At 57.3% G+C, this 15,385-nt stretch carries 13 protein-coding genes; all 13 read right to left on the bottom strand.

Annotated features, from left to right (window positions below):
- Position 1: 1 nt before the first annotated feature.
- Entirely contained in the window at positions 2–1,072 is a 1,071-nt protein-coding gene (gene murG / locus PGR10_RS18975; protein WP_113374414.1) for an undecaprenyldiphospho-muramoylpentapeptide beta-N-acetylglucosaminyltransferase, read from the bottom strand.
- Entirely contained in the window at positions 1,069–2,343 is a 1,275-nt protein-coding gene (ftsW, locus tag PGR10_RS18970; RefSeq protein WP_015368247.1) for a cell division protein FtsW, read from the bottom strand. Before ftsW ends, murG begins: the two co-directional genes overlap by 4 nt.
- Entirely contained in the window at positions 2,343–3,659 is a 1,317-nt protein-coding gene (gene murD / locus PGR10_RS18965; protein WP_087860887.1) for a UDP-N-acetylmuramoyl-L-alanine--D-glutamate ligase, read from the bottom strand. The genes ftsW and murD overlap by 1 nt, the downstream gene beginning before the upstream one ends.
- 2 nt (positions 3,660–3,661) lie before the next feature.
- Entirely contained in the window at positions 3,662–4,744 is a 1,083-nt protein-coding gene (gene mraY, locus PGR10_RS18960) for a phospho-N-acetylmuramoyl-pentapeptide-transferase (protein ID WP_087860888.1), read from the bottom strand.
- Positions 4,738–6,096, bottom strand: a complete 1,359-nt coding sequence (gene murF / locus PGR10_RS18955) for a UDP-N-acetylmuramoyl-tripeptide--D-alanyl-D-alanine ligase (RefSeq protein ID WP_087860889.1) — start codon at positions 6,094–6,096, stop codon at positions 4,738–4,740. Before murF ends, mraY begins: the two co-directional genes overlap by 7 nt.
- Positions 6,093–7,580 carry a UDP-N-acetylmuramoyl-L-alanyl-D-glutamate--2,6-diaminopimelate ligase gene (gene murE / locus PGR10_RS18950; RefSeq protein ID WP_430923936.1) on the bottom strand — a complete coding sequence of 496 codons (1,488 nt, stop codon included), beginning with the start codon at positions 7,578–7,580 and terminating at the stop codon, positions 6,093–6,095. Before murE ends, murF begins: the two co-directional genes overlap by 4 nt.
- A complete protein-coding gene (locus PGR10_RS18945) occupies positions 7,567–9,333 on the bottom strand; it encodes a peptidoglycan glycosyltransferase FtsI (RefSeq protein WP_087860891.1) in 1,767 nt (588 codons plus the stop codon). Before PGR10_RS18945 ends, murE begins: the two co-directional genes overlap by 14 nt.
- Positions 9,334–9,348: 15 nt before the next feature.
- Positions 9,349–9,714 (bottom strand): cell division protein FtsL, encoded by a 366-nt coding sequence (ftsL, locus tag PGR10_RS18940; RefSeq protein WP_015704398.1) that lies wholly within the window; start codon positions 9,712–9,714, stop codon positions 9,349–9,351.
- The gene (gene rsmH, locus PGR10_RS18935) at positions 9,711–10,652 is read right to left on the bottom strand and encodes a 16S rRNA (cytosine(1402)-N(4))-methyltransferase RsmH (protein ID WP_113374413.1); all 942 of its coding nucleotides are present in this window, start codon (positions 10,650–10,652) and stop codon (positions 9,711–9,713) included. Before rsmH ends, ftsL begins: the two co-directional genes overlap by 4 nt.
- Before the next feature lies 1 nt (position 10,653).
- A complete protein-coding gene (mraZ, locus tag PGR10_RS18930) occupies positions 10,654–11,112 on the bottom strand; it encodes a division/cell wall cluster transcriptional repressor MraZ (protein ID WP_015368255.1) in 459 nt (152 codons plus the stop codon).
- Between the two features lie 638 nt (positions 11,113–11,750).
- A complete protein-coding gene (cra, locus tag PGR10_RS18925; RefSeq protein ID WP_087860892.1) occupies positions 11,751–12,755 on the bottom strand; it encodes a catabolite repressor/activator in 1,005 nt (334 codons plus the stop codon).
- A 197-nt stretch (positions 12,756–12,952) separates the two neighbouring features.
- Positions 12,953–13,444 carry an acetolactate synthase small subunit gene (gene ilvN, locus PGR10_RS18920; protein ID WP_015368257.1) on the bottom strand — a complete coding sequence of 164 codons (492 nt, stop codon included), beginning with the start codon at positions 13,442–13,444 and terminating at the stop codon, positions 12,953–12,955.
- Positions 13,445–13,446: 2 nt separating this feature from the next.
- Positions 13,447–15,171, bottom strand: coding sequence for an acetolactate synthase 3 large subunit (gene ilvI / locus PGR10_RS18915; RefSeq protein WP_087860893.1), 1,725 nt, complete (start codon positions 15,169–15,171; stop codon positions 13,447–13,449).
- Positions 15,172–15,385: the final 214 nt, after the last annotated feature.

The raw sequence follows: 15,385 nt of genomic DNA, 5'->3' as shown, positions 1-15,385 counted from the left end.
ATTAGCGCGCCAAAGCTACGGCGCTGACCTCTTCCGCTACCCGCTCGGTAGCATCCGGAATCGAAGCGCCACGCGCTCGTTCCGCCATATCCATCAGGGTTTCCCGATCCCAACCGGCCAGGGTGGCCGCCACGGCATCGGCCGTGAACTCGGGTTGTTCGAGAATTTTCGCTGCGCCGGCTTTTTCCAGCGGCAGCGCATTCCAGTACTGCTGACGATCTTTGTGCTGGAACGGGACGAACAACGCCGGTAAACCTGCGGCGGCAATTTCGCTGACCGTCAGCGCGCCAGAACGACAAACAACCACATCGGCCCAGGCATAGGCTGCCGCCATATCATCAATAAACTCAGTCACTTTATGCTGCGGCTGACCGGCGGCGGCGTACGCCTGGCGCACGGTATCCATGCCGCCTTTCCCGCTCTGATGCCAGATAGTCACCGTATCGCCGAGCTTCGCGGCCACCTGCGGCATAGTCTGGTTCAGTACGCGCGCGCCCTGAGAGCCGCCGACCACCAGCACGCGAATCGGCCCCTGCCGCCCCACCAGACGCTGTCCCGGCAGCGGTAGTGCGAGAACGTCAGTACGCACCGGATTCCCGACGACATCTGCGTGCGGAAAGGCGCCGGGAAACGCCTGCATCACTTTCTTCGCAATCTTCGCCAGCCATTTATTGGTCAGGCCGGCAATCCCGTTTTGTTCATGCAGCACCACAGGGATCCCGAGCGACCATGCCGCCAGACCGCCAGGCCCGGAAACATAACCGCCCATGCCCAGCACCACATCCGGCTGGAAACGCTTCATGATCGTCCGCGCCTGTCGCCAGGCGTTGAAGATCCGCACCGGCGCTAACAGTTGCGCTTTTATCCCTTTGCCACGCAGGCCGGAGATGCGAATAAAATCGATATCAATGCCGTGTTTCGGCACTAAATCCGCTTCCATACGATCGGCGGTGCCCAGCCAGCGAACCTGCCAGCCCTGGTCCATTAAATGGTGCGCGACCGCCAGCCCCGGGAACACGTGTCCGCCAGTGCCGCCCGCCATCACCATTAACCGCTTTTCCTGACCGCTCATCGAACACCCCGTGTAAACGCCTGCGCTTTCTCGAGGCGCGTTTCATAATCTATTCGCAATAAAAACATAATGGCCGTCGACATAATCAGCAGACTGGAGCCACCATAACTAATCAATGGCAGGGTCAGACCTTTGGTCGGCAGCATTCCCGCCGCCGCCCCGACGTTAACCAACGCCTGGAAGCTAAACCACACGCCGATAGCACAGGCCAAAAAGCCGGAGAAGCGGTGGTCAATCTCCAGCGCTTTACGGCCAATCGACATGGCGCGAAAGGCGACGAAGAATACCATTAAAAGCGCGAGTACCACACCGATATAACCGAGTTCTTCGCCGATAATCGCGAAGATGAAGTCGGTATGCGCTTCCGGCAAATACTCCAGTTTCTGTACCGAGTTGCCGAGACCCTGTCCCCACATCTCGCCGCGGCCAAAGGCCATCAGCGACTGGGTCAGCTGATAGCCGCTGCCAAACGGGTCTTCCCACGGGTTCCAGAAGGAGGTGACGCGGCGAATACGATACGGTTCGGCGAGGATCAGCAGCACCACCGCCGAGATCCCCATGCCGATAATGGCGATGAACTGCCAGAGTTTCGCGCCGGCCAGGAACAACATCGCCAGCGTGGTCACGAACAGTACGACTACCGTACCGAGGTCAGGCTGCGCCAGCAGCAAAATCGCCAGTACGAAAATCACGCCCATCGGTTTTAAGAAGCCGCGCAGGTTGTTACGCACCTCATCCGCTTTACGCACCAGATAGTTGGCGATGTAGCAGAACAGCGATAGCTTGGTAAACTCCGCTGGCTGAATGCGCAGCGGCCCGAGCGCGATCCAACGCGAGGCGCCGTTAACCGAGCTCCCCACCACCAGTACGATCAGCAGCATCACAATCGAGGCGATCAGCATTGCGGTGCTGTGGCGCTGCCAGAACTCCATCGGTAGACGGAGCGTAATCATCGCCAGCGCGAAGGCCAGTACAATGTACAGCCCATCACGCTTAGCAAACAGGAACGGATCGTTCGCCAGACGCTGTCCGACCGGCATCGATGCCGAAGTCACCATGATAAAACCGATCGCCGCCAGACCGAAGGTCAGCCACAACAGCATCCGGTCATACATGACCAGGCTATCGTTATCTTTCGGGCGCGAGCCCATCACCCAACCTTTCAGCGCGGCGAAGAGCCAGGCAAAAATAAACATCCCCGGCAGTCGCGGCAGCTTCAACCGGGGCAAGCCCAGCTGTGGCATTTTCAGGCGTGGGAGAGAGAAACGCATCAACCTAACTCCTTCGCCAGACGGGTAAAGACATCGCCCCGTTGTTCAAAGTTTTTAAACTGGTCCAGGCTCGCGCAGGCTGGCGACAGTAAGACCATATCGCCTGATTTGACCTGCGAAGCGATCTGCCGCATCGCCTGTTCCATGGTTTCGGTTTGTACCGCAATTTCCGGACGCAGCGCCGCCAGTTGAGCGCCGTCGCGGCCGAAGCAGTACAGACGAACGTTCTCGCCGCCAAGATAGCGTTTCAGCGGCGTAAAGTCGGCGGATTTACCGTCGCCGCCCAACAGCAGATACAGCGTGCCGTCGAGATGCAGGCCGTTCAGCGCCGCCTCGGTACTGCCGACGTTGGTCGCCTTGGAGTCATTGATCCAACGCACGCCGTTATGCTCCAGCGCCAGCTGGAAACGGTGCGCCAGGCCGGTGAAGGTGGTGAGCGCCTTCAGGCTACTGGCGCGCGGTAAGCCCGCGGCATCCGCCAGCGCCAGCGCCGCCAGGGCATTGCTGTAGTTGTGCTGGCCGCTGATGGTCATTTCTTTCACGTTCAGCACTTTCTCACCCTTCACCCGCAGCCAGGTTTCGCCCTGCTGGCGATTAAGGTGATAGTCGCCAACATCGACGCCGAAGCTGACGCAGCGTTCGTCAGCGCCGCGTACCGGCATGGTCAGCGCGTCATCGGCATTCACCACGCAGGTTTTAGCATTTTCATAGACCCGCAGCTTCGCCGCGCGGTACTGCTGCAGCCCCAGCGGATAGCGGTCCATATGATCCTCAGTCACGTTGAGGATGGTTGCCGCGACGGCTTTCAAACTGGAGGTGGTCTCCAGTTGGAAACTGGAAAGTTCAAGCACGTACAGTTCACGCGCCGGATCCAGCAGCATCAGCGCCGGCAGGCCGATATTGCCGCCAACGCCGACGTTCACACCCGCCGCCTTCGCCATCTCGCCCACCAGGGTAGTGACGGTGCTTTTTCCGTTAGAGCCGGTAATGGCGATAATCGGCGCCTGCGCCTCGCGGCAAAACAGCTCGATATCGCCGACGATTTCCACGCCAGCGTCGGCCGCCGCGCTCAGTGAAGGGTGCGCCAGAGCAATCCCGGGGCTTGCGACAATCAGATCCGCCGCCAGCAGCCAGTCGTCGTTAAGGCCGCCAACGTGGCGCTCAACGGCTTCCGGTAGCTTCTCAAGCCCGGCAGGGGCGACGCGGGTATCCATCACGCGCGGGGTTACGCCGCGCGCCATGAAAAAGTCCACGCATGACAGGCCGGTCATGCCCAGCCCAATAATGACGACTTTTTTACCCTGATAATCTGCCATGATTAACGTACCTTCAGCGTCGCCAGGCCAATCAGCACCAGCATCAGCGAAATAATCCAGAAGCGCACGATAACGCGCGGTTCCGGCCAGCCTTTCAGTTCATAGTGGTGGTGAATCGGCGCCATACGGAAGATGCGCTGACCGCGCAGCTTGAACGAGCCGACCTGCAGGATAACCGACAGGGTTTCCACGACGAAAACGCCGCCCATAATCACCAGCAGGAACTCCTGGCGCAGCAGTACGGCGATAATGCCCAGCGCGCCGCCGAGCGCCAGTGAACCGACGTCGCCCATAAAGACCTGCGCCGGGTAGGTGTTGAACCACAGGAAGCCCAGACCTGCGCCGACAATCGCCGTACAGACGATAACCAGTTCCCCGGCGTGACGCAGATAAGGAATGTGCAGGTAGTTGGCGAAGTTCATGTTCCCGGTGGCCCACGCCACCAGCGCAAAACCGGCGGCGACGAAGACGGTCGGCATAATCGCCAGGCCGTCGAGGCCGTCGGTCAGGTTGACCGCGTTGCCGGTACCAACGATAACGAAGTAAGCCAACAGGATGTAAAACAGTCCTAACTGCGGCATCACGTCTTTAAAGAACGGCACAACCAGTTCGGTCGCCGGGGTATCTTTCCCCGCCAGATACAGCGCGAACGCCACGCCCAGCGCAATCACCGACATCCAGAAATACTTCCAGCGGGCAATCAGACCCTTGGTGTCTTTGCGCACGACTTTACGATAATCATCAACAAACCCGATGATGCCGTAGCCGATTAATACCGTCAGTACGCACCAGACGTATGGATTTGACGGATAAGCCCACAGCAGGACGGAAACGGTAATCGCGGTGAGGATCATGATCCCGCCCATGGTCGGGGTACCGCGTTTGCTGAAGTGGGACTCCGGACCGTCGTTACGAACGACCTGGCCGAAGGACATTTTTTGCAGACGGGCGATCATGCGCGGGCCCATCCACAGAGAGATGAACAGCGCGGTCAGCAGGCTGACGATGGCGCGAAACGTCAAATAAGAAAAGACGTTAAAGCCGGAATAATATTTGACCAGATGTTCGGCCAGCCATACTAACATGTCGCAATCTCCTGTAATGCGCGTACTACCTCTTCCATAGCGGCACTACGTGAACCCTTCACTAAAATGGTCATGATTTTATGCTCTGCCAGCAGCTCGCGCAGGCGAGCTACGACGGCGGCTTTATCGTTAAAATGTTCGCCCACGCCGCTGGCGCTGCTGATATCCGCGCTCAGGGAACCGACGCTGAGGACGCAATCCAGCCCCGCCGCTTTCGCCGCTTCGCCAACTTCGCGATGACACGCCGCGCTTTCCGCACCGAGTTCAGCCATATCGCCGACCACCATCGCCCGGAAGCCCGGCATTTCCGCCAGTACCTGTACCGCGGCGGTCATCGAACCGACGTTGGCGTTGTAGGAGTCATCCAGCAGCAGCTGGTTTTCCGCCAGTTGGATCGGGAACAGACGTCCCGGCACCGCTTGCAGCTGCGCCAGCCCGGTTTTCACCGCGGCCAGATCGGCGCCTACCGCCATCGCCAGCGAAGTTGCCGCCAGCGCGTTAGCGATGTTATGGCGCCCCGGTAGCGGCAGCAGTACGTCCACGTTGCCGAACGGGGTCTGCAGCGTAAATTCGGTGCCATGACTGGTGATATGTACGTTGGTCGCCGTGAAGTCGCTGTTCGCCGCGTTCGGCGAGAAGCGCCACACTTTGCGATCGCCAATCACGCTCTGCCAGTTCAGCCAGTCATTGTTGTCGGCATTCAAAATCGCGATGCCGTTTTGCGGCAGGCCGGTAAAGATTTCACCCTTGGCCTTCGCCACGCCCGCCAGCGAGCCGAAGCCTTCGAGGTGCGCGGCGGCGAGGTTGTTGACCAGCGCCGCTTCCGGACGCGTCAGGCTGACGGTCCAGGCGATTTCGCCCTGGTGGTTGGCGCCAAGTTCAATCACCGCATACTGGTGATCTTTGTTCAGACGCAGCAGCGTCATCGGTACCCCGATATCATTATTCAGGTTACCGGCGGTATACAGCGTATTACCGCACTGGCTGAGGATCGCCGCGGTCATCTCTTTGACCGAGGTCTTACCGGACGAACCAGTCAGCGCCACCACGCGGGTCGGCACCTGCTGACGCACCCAGGCCGCTAACTCGCCAAAAGCCAGACGGGTATCTTTCACTACCACCTGCGGTAAATCGCAGGCCAGTTGGCGGCTTACCAGCAGCGCGCCTGCGCCCGCCGCTTTCGCTTGTTCGGCAAAATCATGCGCGTCGAATCGCTCGCCCTTCAGCGCCACAAACAGGCAACCCGCCGTGACTTTGCGGGTATCGGACGTCACGTCATCGATAGCGATATCGCTACCCTGCAGTTCGCCGCGGGTGATATCGGCGAGCTGGCTTAATGTAAAGCGAATCATGCTACCGCTCCCAGCAGACGCGCGACGGTCACGCGGTCGGAGTAATCCAGACGGCGGTTACCGACGATCTGATAGTCTTCGTGGCCTTTGCCCGCTACCAGCACAACGTCGTTCGCTTTCGCCTGCATCACCGCGCCGGTCACCGCTTCCGCGCGGCCTTCCATCACCTTCACCTGCCCGGCATCAAGCATGCCAGCCAGAATGTCGTTGATAATCGCCCGCGGCTCTTCGGTACGCGGGTTATCGTCAGTCACGATCACGATATCGGCAAACTCTTCCGCGATAGCGCCCATCAGCGGGCGTTTGCCCTTGTCGCGGTCGCCGCCGCAGCCGAAGACGCACCACAGCTTGCCGCTACAGTGCAGACGCGCGGCCTGCAGCGCTTTTTCCAGCGCGTCAGGCGTATGGGCGTAATCGACCACCACGGTCGGTTTGCCCGGCGCGCTGAACACTTCCATACGGCCGCACACCGGCTGTAAACGCGAAGAGGTTTTCAGCAGATCCGCCAGCGGATAGCCCAGCGCCAGCAGCGTCGCCAGCGCCAGCAGCAGGTTGCTGACGTTAAAGGCGCCCATCAGGCGGCTTTCGATTTCGCCTTTGCCCCAGCTCGAGTCAAACTGAATGGTCGCGCCGCTGTCGTGATAGTTGACCGCGGTCGCCTTCAGCCAGCGGCCATGGCAGTTCGGATTGATATGATCTTCCATCGACACCGCCACCGCATCCGGCAGTTTCGCCAGCCAGCGGCGCCCGACTTCATCGTCAGCGTTGACGATGGCCTGGCCGCAATGGTGGGTGGAATAGAGCAGCCATTTCGCCGCTTCGTAATGTTCCATGTCGCCATGGTAGTCGAGGTGGTCACGGCTCAGGTTGGTAAACACCGAGGCGGCAAACTGCAGCGCCGCCACGCGATGCTGAACCAGGCCGTGAGAAGAGACTTCCATCGCGCCGAAAGTCGCCCCCTGCCCTACCAGGCCGGAAAGCACGTGCTGAACATCAACCGCAGAGCCGGTGGTGTTCTCGGTCGGCACTACTTTATCCAGCAGGCCGTTACCGACGGTCCCCATCACCGCGCTGGTTTCGCCGAGCAGTTTCGCCCACTGCGCCAACAGCTGCGTAGTCGTGGTTTTACCGTTAGTACCGGTGACGCCCACCAGACGCATCTGCTGCGAAGGTTGTTGGTAAAAACGCCCGGCCAGCGCGGATAACCGCTCGTTCAGTTGGCTCAGGTAGATGACCGGCACGCCGTGCATCTCGCGAACTTCGCCGTCTGCGGCCTCGCCCTGCGCCTCAGCAATAATGGCAGCAACACCTTGCGCTATCGCCTGCGGGATATAACGACGCCCGTCCGCCTGATGACCCTGTACCGCGACAAAGAGGTCGCCGGACGCCGCCACGCGGCTGTCCAGCGTCATCTCTCGCAGAATTCGCTCCGGCGCATTTGGCACCCACGGAGCGAGAAGGTCGCGCAAATTACGATCTGCCACCTGTTCCCTCGCCTTGATTAATCACAAATTCACTTTTTTCGCCCGTTGCCAGCGCATCCGGTTCGATGTTCATGGTGCGCAATACGCCGCCCATGATGGCACCGAACACCGGCGCGGAAACGGCGCCACCGTAGTATTTACCTGCCTGCGGGTCGTTGATCACCACCACCAACGCGAAACGCGGGTGGCTGGCGGGCGCAACGCCTGCGGTGTAAGCAATATATTTGTTGATGTAGCGGCCATCCGGCCCCACTTTTTTCGCCGTACCGGTTTTAATCGCGATACGATAGCCTTTGATCGCTGCTTTCACGCCGCCGCCGCCGGGAAGCGCCACGCTTTCCATCATGTGAACGACGGTACGTACCAGTGAGTCCGGGAATACGCGCTCGCCCGGCACCGGTGGATCAACTTTGGTAATCGACAGCGGGCGATAGATGCCGTAGCTGCCAATCGTTGCGTAGACTCGCGCTAACTGTAACGGTGTTACCATTAGCCCGTAGCCGAAAGAAAAGGTGGCCCTCTCTATGTCAGACCACCGTTGTTTTTGAGGATATAAGCCACTGCGTTCTCCGACCAACCCCAAATTGGTCGCCTTTCCAAGCCCAAAACGTGAGTAAGTATCTACTAACGCTGAGGACGGCATCGCTAACGCCAGCTTAGAAACGCCGACGTTACTCGACTTCTGTAGCACCCCGGTCAGGGTCAATTCGCTGTAGCGCGCCACGTCTTTGATTTCGTGGCCGTTAATTCGATATGGAATGGTATTCAGCACGGTATTTTCATTGACGATGCCGCGCTGCAGCGCCGTCATCACCACCATCGGCTTCACCGTTGAACCCGGTTCAAATACGTCGGTGATGGCGCGGTTACGCATGGTATCTTTGGACGTACCCGCGAAATTATTTGGGTTGTACGACGGGCTGTTGGCCATCGCCAGCACTTCACCGGTGTTGACGTCGACCAAAACGGCAGTGCCTGATTCCGCTTTGTTGAACGCCACCGCATTATTCAGTTCACGATACACCAGCGCCTGTAGGCGCTCGTCGATGCTCAGCGCGAGGTTATGCGCCGCCTGGCTGTCGGTGGAAGAAATGTCTTCAATCACGCGGCCATAGCGGTCTTTACGCACGATACGCTCGCCCGGCTGGCCGGTTAGCCACTTATCGAAGCTTTTCTCAACCCCTTCAATCCCCTGGCTATCGACGTTGGTAAAGCCAATGAGGTGAGCGGTTACTTCGCCTGACGGATAATAACGGCGAGACTCCTCGCGCAGATGTATCCCCGGCAGCTTCAGTTTTTTGATGTAGTCGGCCATGTCAGGGTTCACCTGACGCGCCAGATAGATAAAACGCATCCGCGGGTTGCTGTTGATACGCGATGCCAGCTGGTCCAGCGGCATATTCAGCGCATCGGCTAACGCTTTCCAGCGGTTATCGAGCGTCACGCCGCCCGCATCATGCAGCTCTTTCGGGTCGGCCCAGATGGCTTTTACCGGCACGCTGACCGCCAGCGGGCGGCCGGAGCGGTCGGTAATCATGCCGCGCGCGGTTGACACTTCCTGCACACGCAGGGAACGCATATCTCCCTGACGCACCAGCATATCCGGACTCACCACCTGCAGCCACGCGACGCGGCCAAGCAGGAAGGCGAGAGCGATTAAAATACATCCGCACAGCAACGCAAAACGCCAACTGATAAAGTTGGCCTGTTCTTCCTGACGTTTTGCTTTTGGCGTTTTCGGCGCTGCTTTCATGCGTCGCAATAATCCTTATTTCTGTACCACTATATTTTCTTGTGATGGATCAACGTGTTGCATCTGCAACTTCTCTGTCGCGATCCGCTCAACCCGACTGTGATCGCCAAGGGCGTTCTCTTCGAGGATCAGGTTGCGCCATTCAATATCCAGAGCGTCACGCTCCAGAACTAATTGTTCACGCTGCGCGGTTAACAGACGGGTATGGTGCGCCGTCGTCACCACGGTCACTGCCGTTATGATGATGCAAATGAACAGGCAGAGTGGCAGCTTCCCAAACCGCAGAAGATCGTCCCCGATAACGCCAGGCAAGGCATGGCGCTCGTTGCTTCCTAACGATCCTTTAACTTTGCTTAAGGCTACTGTCACTCTGCCGATCATGCGTTCGTCCTCTCTGCGATACGCAGCACTGAACTACGGGCGCGTGGATTCTCTGCCACCTCTTCTTCGCCCGGCATCAACTTGCCTAGTGCTCGCAACTGACGGCCGCCCAGTTTCCTGAGCTGCTCTTCAGTCATCGGGATCCCCGCTGGAACCTGCGGACCGCGACTTTGTTCACGCATAAAGCGCTTCACAATGCGGTCTTCCAGCGAATGGAAACTGATTATCGACAGCCGACCGCCGGGGGCCAGCACGCCGAGCGAGCTTTTTAGCGCCTGCTCTATCTCCTCCAGTTCACTGTTCACCCAAATGCGCACCGCCTGGAAGGTACGGGTCGCGGGATGTTTGTGCTTATCTTTCACCGGCGTTGCCGCCGCGATAACTTCCGCCAGCTCTTTGGTACGGGTCATCGGCTCAATGCGGTTACGCTCAACGATCGCGCGCGCGATACGTTTACCGAAACGCTCCTCGCCAAAGGTTTTGATTACCCAGGCGATGTCGGCTTCTTCGGCGGTCTGTAACCATTCGGCGGCGGACTGACCGCGAGTCGGATCCATGCGCATGTCCAGCGGACCATCGCGCATAAAGGAGAATCCGCGTTCCGCGTCGTCCAGCTGCGGTGAAGAAACGCCAAGATCGAGAAGAATACCGTCGATCTTGCCGGTAAGATTGCGCTCGGCGACGTAGTCAGCCAGCTGCGAGAAAGGACCATGTACGATGGAAAAGCGTGGGTCATCGATGGTTTTCGCAACGGCAATAGCCGTTGGGTCGCGATCGATTGCCAGCAGGCGCCCTTCCGCCCCCAGTTGGGAGAGGATCAGACGCGAGTGACCACCGCGGCCAAAGGTTCCATCAATGTAGATACCATTTGGACGAATATTCAGGCCGTTAACGGCTTCATCCAGAAGTACCGTAGTATGTTTAAAATTTTCCATCATTTTATAAAGACAAATCCTGCAGGCGCTCCGACAGTTCACCGGTAGCGGACTGCTCAGCGTCGATATCTTCCTTGACCCGTTGATACCAGGTCGTTTCATCCCACAGTTCAAATTTATTAAACTGTCCGACCAGCATCACTTCTTTTGTCAGCCCGGCATGTTGCCGCAGCACCGGCGCGATTAGCAATCGTCCGGCGCTATCCATCTGACATTCGCTGGCATGCCCCAAAAGCAGACGCTGTACACGCCGCTCAACGGGATTCATGCTCGACAAACGCGACAATTTTTGCTCGATGATTTCCCATTCAGGCAAAGGATAAAGCAGCAGGCACGGGTGATGAATGTCAATGGTGCACACCATTTGACCAGAAGCATCCTCGATCAGCCCGTCGCGGTAGCGCGTCGGTACGGCCAAACGGCCTTTACTGTCGAGATTGACTAACGTTGCTCCACGGAACATGCCAGCCTCACCCCTTTTCGCCACTTTACCCCACAAATTCCCACCTAAAGGAGTTTACGGAGCGGAGGAAAAGCTTGTCAAGCCAGCACTAATGCCAACGGAGCGCAAAAACCCATTATTTACAGCCGATATTAGCCCTGATGAATAAATCACCAACAAACGAGGCAAATTAACGTTATGAATACGTGTAAGAAAATAACCAACAAACTCGTAACAGTTAAAAGCGACAAAATATCTTCAGCGGGAAAATATAAAGTGTCAGTTTGCGACGCGAGCGGCATTTTAGGCCATTCTGATGTCCGTTAACAGTGCCTGTTGTGGACGGAGAAGCACTTGTGCCGCGGCCTGACGCTCTCAACGGCGATGAAGGTAGGATAAAGCGATTGTTAATTCAGCAATTATTCCAATGAATGTAACAAAATAATACTAACAGATGGCATTGCGCATTTTCTTGCACCATTTGGATACAAAAAAATCTTTCTCAGGAATAAAACAAAATAAGGCGTAAAGAAGTTTAGGGATTTGTCTGAAAGCGAATAGATTTACGAATCTCTACGTAAATTGTATGGATTATCGCCAGATGCTAATCCATCTGGCGAATAACCTACGAAGAATCTTAACCTTTTTTCACTAATGGATCAGCGGCGATTCAAACTTCCGCGATGATAAAGGTTACGACGAATACGGCTTAAGCCTGGTTTTGGCTTACGCGGTTCATCCAGGCTTGCCAGTACAATCTCTAAAACACGCTCGGCAACGTCGCGGTGACGCTGCGCAACTGCCAGCACCGGACACTGCAGGAAATCGAGCAGTTCGTTATCACCGAAGGTGGCGATGGCGAGTTCGGATGGCAGTTTGCCTTCACGGCGCAGCGTGACGTCCATCACGCCCTGCAGCAGCGGGAAAGAGGTGGTGAACAGCAGTTGCGGCATCGGATGCGTTTCCAGCCACTTTTCAAACAGCTGGGCCGCGGCTTCGCGTTCATAGCTGTTGGCATAGAGGAAGTTCACTTCCCGCGGGTCATCCTTCCACGCCGAACGGAACCCCTGCTCGCGCAGGAAGCTTACCGACAGCTCCGGCAGCGCTCCCAGATACAGCACATTGTCACCGGGGAATTTGCGCAGCTCGGCGGCGAGCATTTCAGCGTCGTCCTGGTCCGCGCCGACGACGCTGGTAAAGTGTTCACGATCGAGCGCGCGGTCGAGCGCGACAATCGGGAAAGGATCGTTCGCCCAGCGCTGATAGAATGGATGCTCCGGCGGCAGTGAAGTCGAAACGATAATAGCATCCACCTGGCGCTGCAGCAGATGCTCAATACAGCGCATTTCGTTATCCGGCTGATCTTCCGAGCAGGCGATCAGCAGCTGGTAGCCGCGCTGACGCGCCTGACGCTCCAGATAGTTCGCAATACGGGTATAACTGGTATTCTCGAGATCCGGGATCACCAGACCAATTGAACGCGTGCGTCCTGCGCGCAGGCCAGCAGCGACCGCATTCGGGTGGTAGTTATGCTCGCGCACCACCGCCATCACCTTCTCGACCGTTTTATCGCTGACGCGATACTGCTTCGCTTTGCCATTAATCACATAGCTCGCGGTGGTTCTTGAAACACCGGCCAGCCGGGCGATTTCATCCAGTTTCACAATTGCCCCTTGGGTAAGAAGTACAAAAAACAACCATTAAATAGATATACTCATTAGAGTATAGAGATCCATTTTTATAACATCTAAACGCAGAATAGTTAGCGCGGCAACCGCTTTCGTCCACAGTTCCTACGGAATTCGCAAAAAAATAACCCGACAGTTTGTGTCGGGCTATTTTTACGTCATTTTTTCAGCGTTTAGCGCATGATTTTATCGCCGCGCGACAGGCCGACCACTCCGGAGCGCGCCACTTCAACAATGCGCGCGACGTCGCGCAAGGAGGCCAGGAAGGCATCCAGCTTATCGCTGGTTCCGGCAAGCTGCACGGTATAGATAGAAGGCGTGACATCAATAATCTGCCCGCGAAATATCTCGGTGTTGCGTTTCACCTCTTCGCGGCCATAACCGCTGGCCTGCACTTTCACCAGCATGATTTCACGCTCGACGTGGGAGCCCTGGCCCAGTTCGCTAACCCGCAGCACGTCCACCAGCTTATGTAATTGCTTTTCGATCTGCTCAATGGCTTTTTCGTCGCCCACCGTCTGGATGGTCATGCGGGACAACGTCGGATCGTCGGTTGGCGCTACCGTCAGGCTTTCAATATTGTAGCCGCGTTGGGAAAACAGGCCGATCACCCGGGATAATGCCCCCGATTCGTTCTCCAGTAATACAGATAATATCCGGCGCATAATCAGGTTCTCTCCGTTTTGCTCAACCACATTTCGTCCATGCCACCGCCGCGGATCTGCATGGGGTAAACATGCTCGCTACCATCAACCGTAACATCAACGAACACCAGACGGTTATTACGCACCTGCTCCAGCGCTTCCGCCAGTTTAGCCTCCAGCTCTTGCGGCTCGCTGATGCGAATACCGACGTGGCCATAAGCCTCAGCGACGCGCACGAAGTCCGGCAGCGATTCCATATAGGACTGCGAATGGCGGCCGGAATAGAGCATATCCTGCCACTGCTTCACCATCCCGAGGTAACGGTTATTCAGGTTCAATACCAGTACCGGCAGTTCGTACTGCAGGGCGGTGGAAAGCTCCTGAATGTTCATCTGGATGCTGCCGTCCCCGGTCACGCAGATAACGGTTTCATGCGGTAGCGCCATCTTCACGCCCAGCGCCGCAGGCAGACCAAAGCCCATCGTGCCGAGGCCGCCGGAGTTAATCCAACGTCTTGGTTTATCAAATGGATAATAGAGCGCGGCGAACATCTGATGCTGGCCGACGTCGGAAGTCACGTAAGCGTCGCCGTTGGTCAGGCGCCAGATAGCCTCAATCACCGCCTGCGGTTTGATCTTGCCGCTTTGCGTGTCGTATTGCAGGCAATGGCGGGAACGCCACTGTTCGATCTGCTGCCACCAATCGCGGATCTCATCCAGCGGCTGCTGGCTCTCTTCCTGTTCAAGCAGATCAAACATCTGGTCAAGCACCTGACGCGCGTCGCCGACGATCGGCACATCCGCCGGGACGGTCTTGGAGATCGACGTGGGATCGATATCAATATGCAGCACCGTGGCGTTCGGGCAATACTTAGCCAAATTGTTGGTGGTGCGATCGTCAAAGCGGACGCCAACTGCAAAAATAACGTCAGAATGATGCATAGTCATGTTGGCTTCATAGGTACCGTGCATCCCCAACATCCCCAGCGCCTGCTGATGAGTCGCCGGAAAAGCGCCTAAACCCATTAATGAAGAGACCACCGGTAGCTTCAGCTTTTCGACCAACGTACGCAGCTGCGCTTCACACTGCGAATTGATTGCCCCGCCGCCAACGTATACGACCGGTTTTTTCGCCGCCACCAGCGTTTGCAGCGCGCGTTTAATTTGCCCTTTATGGCCGCTGGTCGTCGGGTTATAGGAACGCATGCTAACCGCATCCGGCCAAACGTAAGGCAGCTTCTTCGCCGGATTAAGAATATCCTTCGGCAAATCGACCACCACGGGCCCTGGACGGCCGCTGGCGGCCAGCCAGAACGCTTTCTTTAGAATACCTGGAATATCTTCAGTCTGTTTCACCAGGAAGCTGTGTTTGACCACCGGCCGCGAGATCCCCACCATATCGCACTCCTGGAAGGCATCGTAGCCAATCAGCGAGGTCGCGACCTGCCCGGAAAGAATGACCAGCGGAATAGAATCCATGTAAGCCGTTGCAATACCGGTAATAGCGTTTGTCGCTCCCGGGCCGGAGGTCACCAGCACCACCCCGACTTCGCCAGTCGCGCGCGCCAGCCCGTCGGCCATATGCACCGCCGCCTGCTCATGGCGCACCAGCACATGGTCAATGCCGCCGAGGGTATGTAATGCATCATAGATATCGAGGACTGCGCCTCCGGGATAGCCGAATACTTGCTTGACGCCCTGATCGACAAGCGATTGGACGACCATCTCGGCTCCTGACAACATCTCCATGGTTTGCCTCCAGGCTTATTGTTTTCACGACGGCGGAAGTCATTTTCCGCGCGCGTCGTATGATGCGCCGCCAGCGGCAGCGCATTGAGGTGAACGACTTGCTGTGCATTACCATAACTGCTCGCCAACAGGCAGGCAATTCGCCTGCCGGGGTCTGCAGCGGGTCTCAAAAGCAGAAAAGAAAGCATCTGGAGAAATATATGGAGGATTGCTT

The sequence above is a fragment of the Klebsiella sp. 141198 genome, from assembly GCF_050600785.1.
Taxonomy (GTDB): domain Bacteria; phylum Pseudomonadota; class Gammaproteobacteria; order Enterobacterales; family Enterobacteriaceae; genus Klebsiella; species Klebsiella aerogenes.
This window is presented reverse-complemented; position numbering and strand designations above follow the sequence as displayed.

What these genes read in the sequence shown, in the direction of transcription:
- rsmH (WP_113374413.1), bottom strand. Translation starts at nt 10,652, where the DNA reads ATGATGGAAAATTTTAAACATACTACGGTACTTCTGGATGAAGCCGTT.
- murF (WP_087860889.1), bottom strand. Translation starts at nt 6,096, where the DNA reads ATGATTCGCTTTACATTAAGCCAGCTCGCCGATATCACCCGCGGCGAA.
- PGR10_RS18945 (WP_087860891.1), bottom strand. Translation starts at nt 9,333, where the DNA reads ATGAAAGCAGCGCCGAAAACGCCAAAAGCAAAACGTCAGGAAGAACAG.
- murG (WP_113374414.1), bottom strand. Translation starts at nt 1,072, where the DNA reads ATGAGCGGTCAGGAAAAGCGGTTAATGGTGATGGCGGGCGGCACTGGC.
- ftsW (WP_015368247.1), bottom strand. Translation starts at nt 2,343, where the DNA reads ATGCGTTTCTCTCTCCCACGCCTGAAAATGCCACAGCTGGGCTTGCCC.
- mraZ (WP_015368255.1), bottom strand. Translation starts at nt 11,112, where the DNA reads ATGTTCCGTGGAGCAACGTTAGTCAATCTCGACAGTAAAGGCCGTTTG.
- ilvI (WP_087860893.1), bottom strand. Translation starts at nt 15,171, where the DNA reads ATGGAGATGTTGTCAGGAGCCGAGATGGTCGTCCAATCGCTTGTCGAT.
- murD (WP_087860887.1), bottom strand. Translation starts at nt 3,659, where the DNA reads ATGGCAGATTATCAGGGTAAAAAAGTCGTCATTATTGGGCTGGGCATG.
- mraY (WP_087860888.1), bottom strand. Translation starts at nt 4,744, where the DNA reads ATGTTAGTATGGCTGGCCGAACATCTGGTCAAATATTATTCCGGCTTT.
- ftsL (WP_015704398.1), bottom strand. Translation starts at nt 9,714, where the DNA reads ATGATCGGCAGAGTGACAGTAGCCTTAAGCAAAGTTAAAGGATCGTTA.
- ilvN (WP_015368257.1), bottom strand. Translation starts at nt 13,444, where the DNA reads ATGCGCCGGATATTATCTGTATTACTGGAGAACGAATCGGGGGCATTA.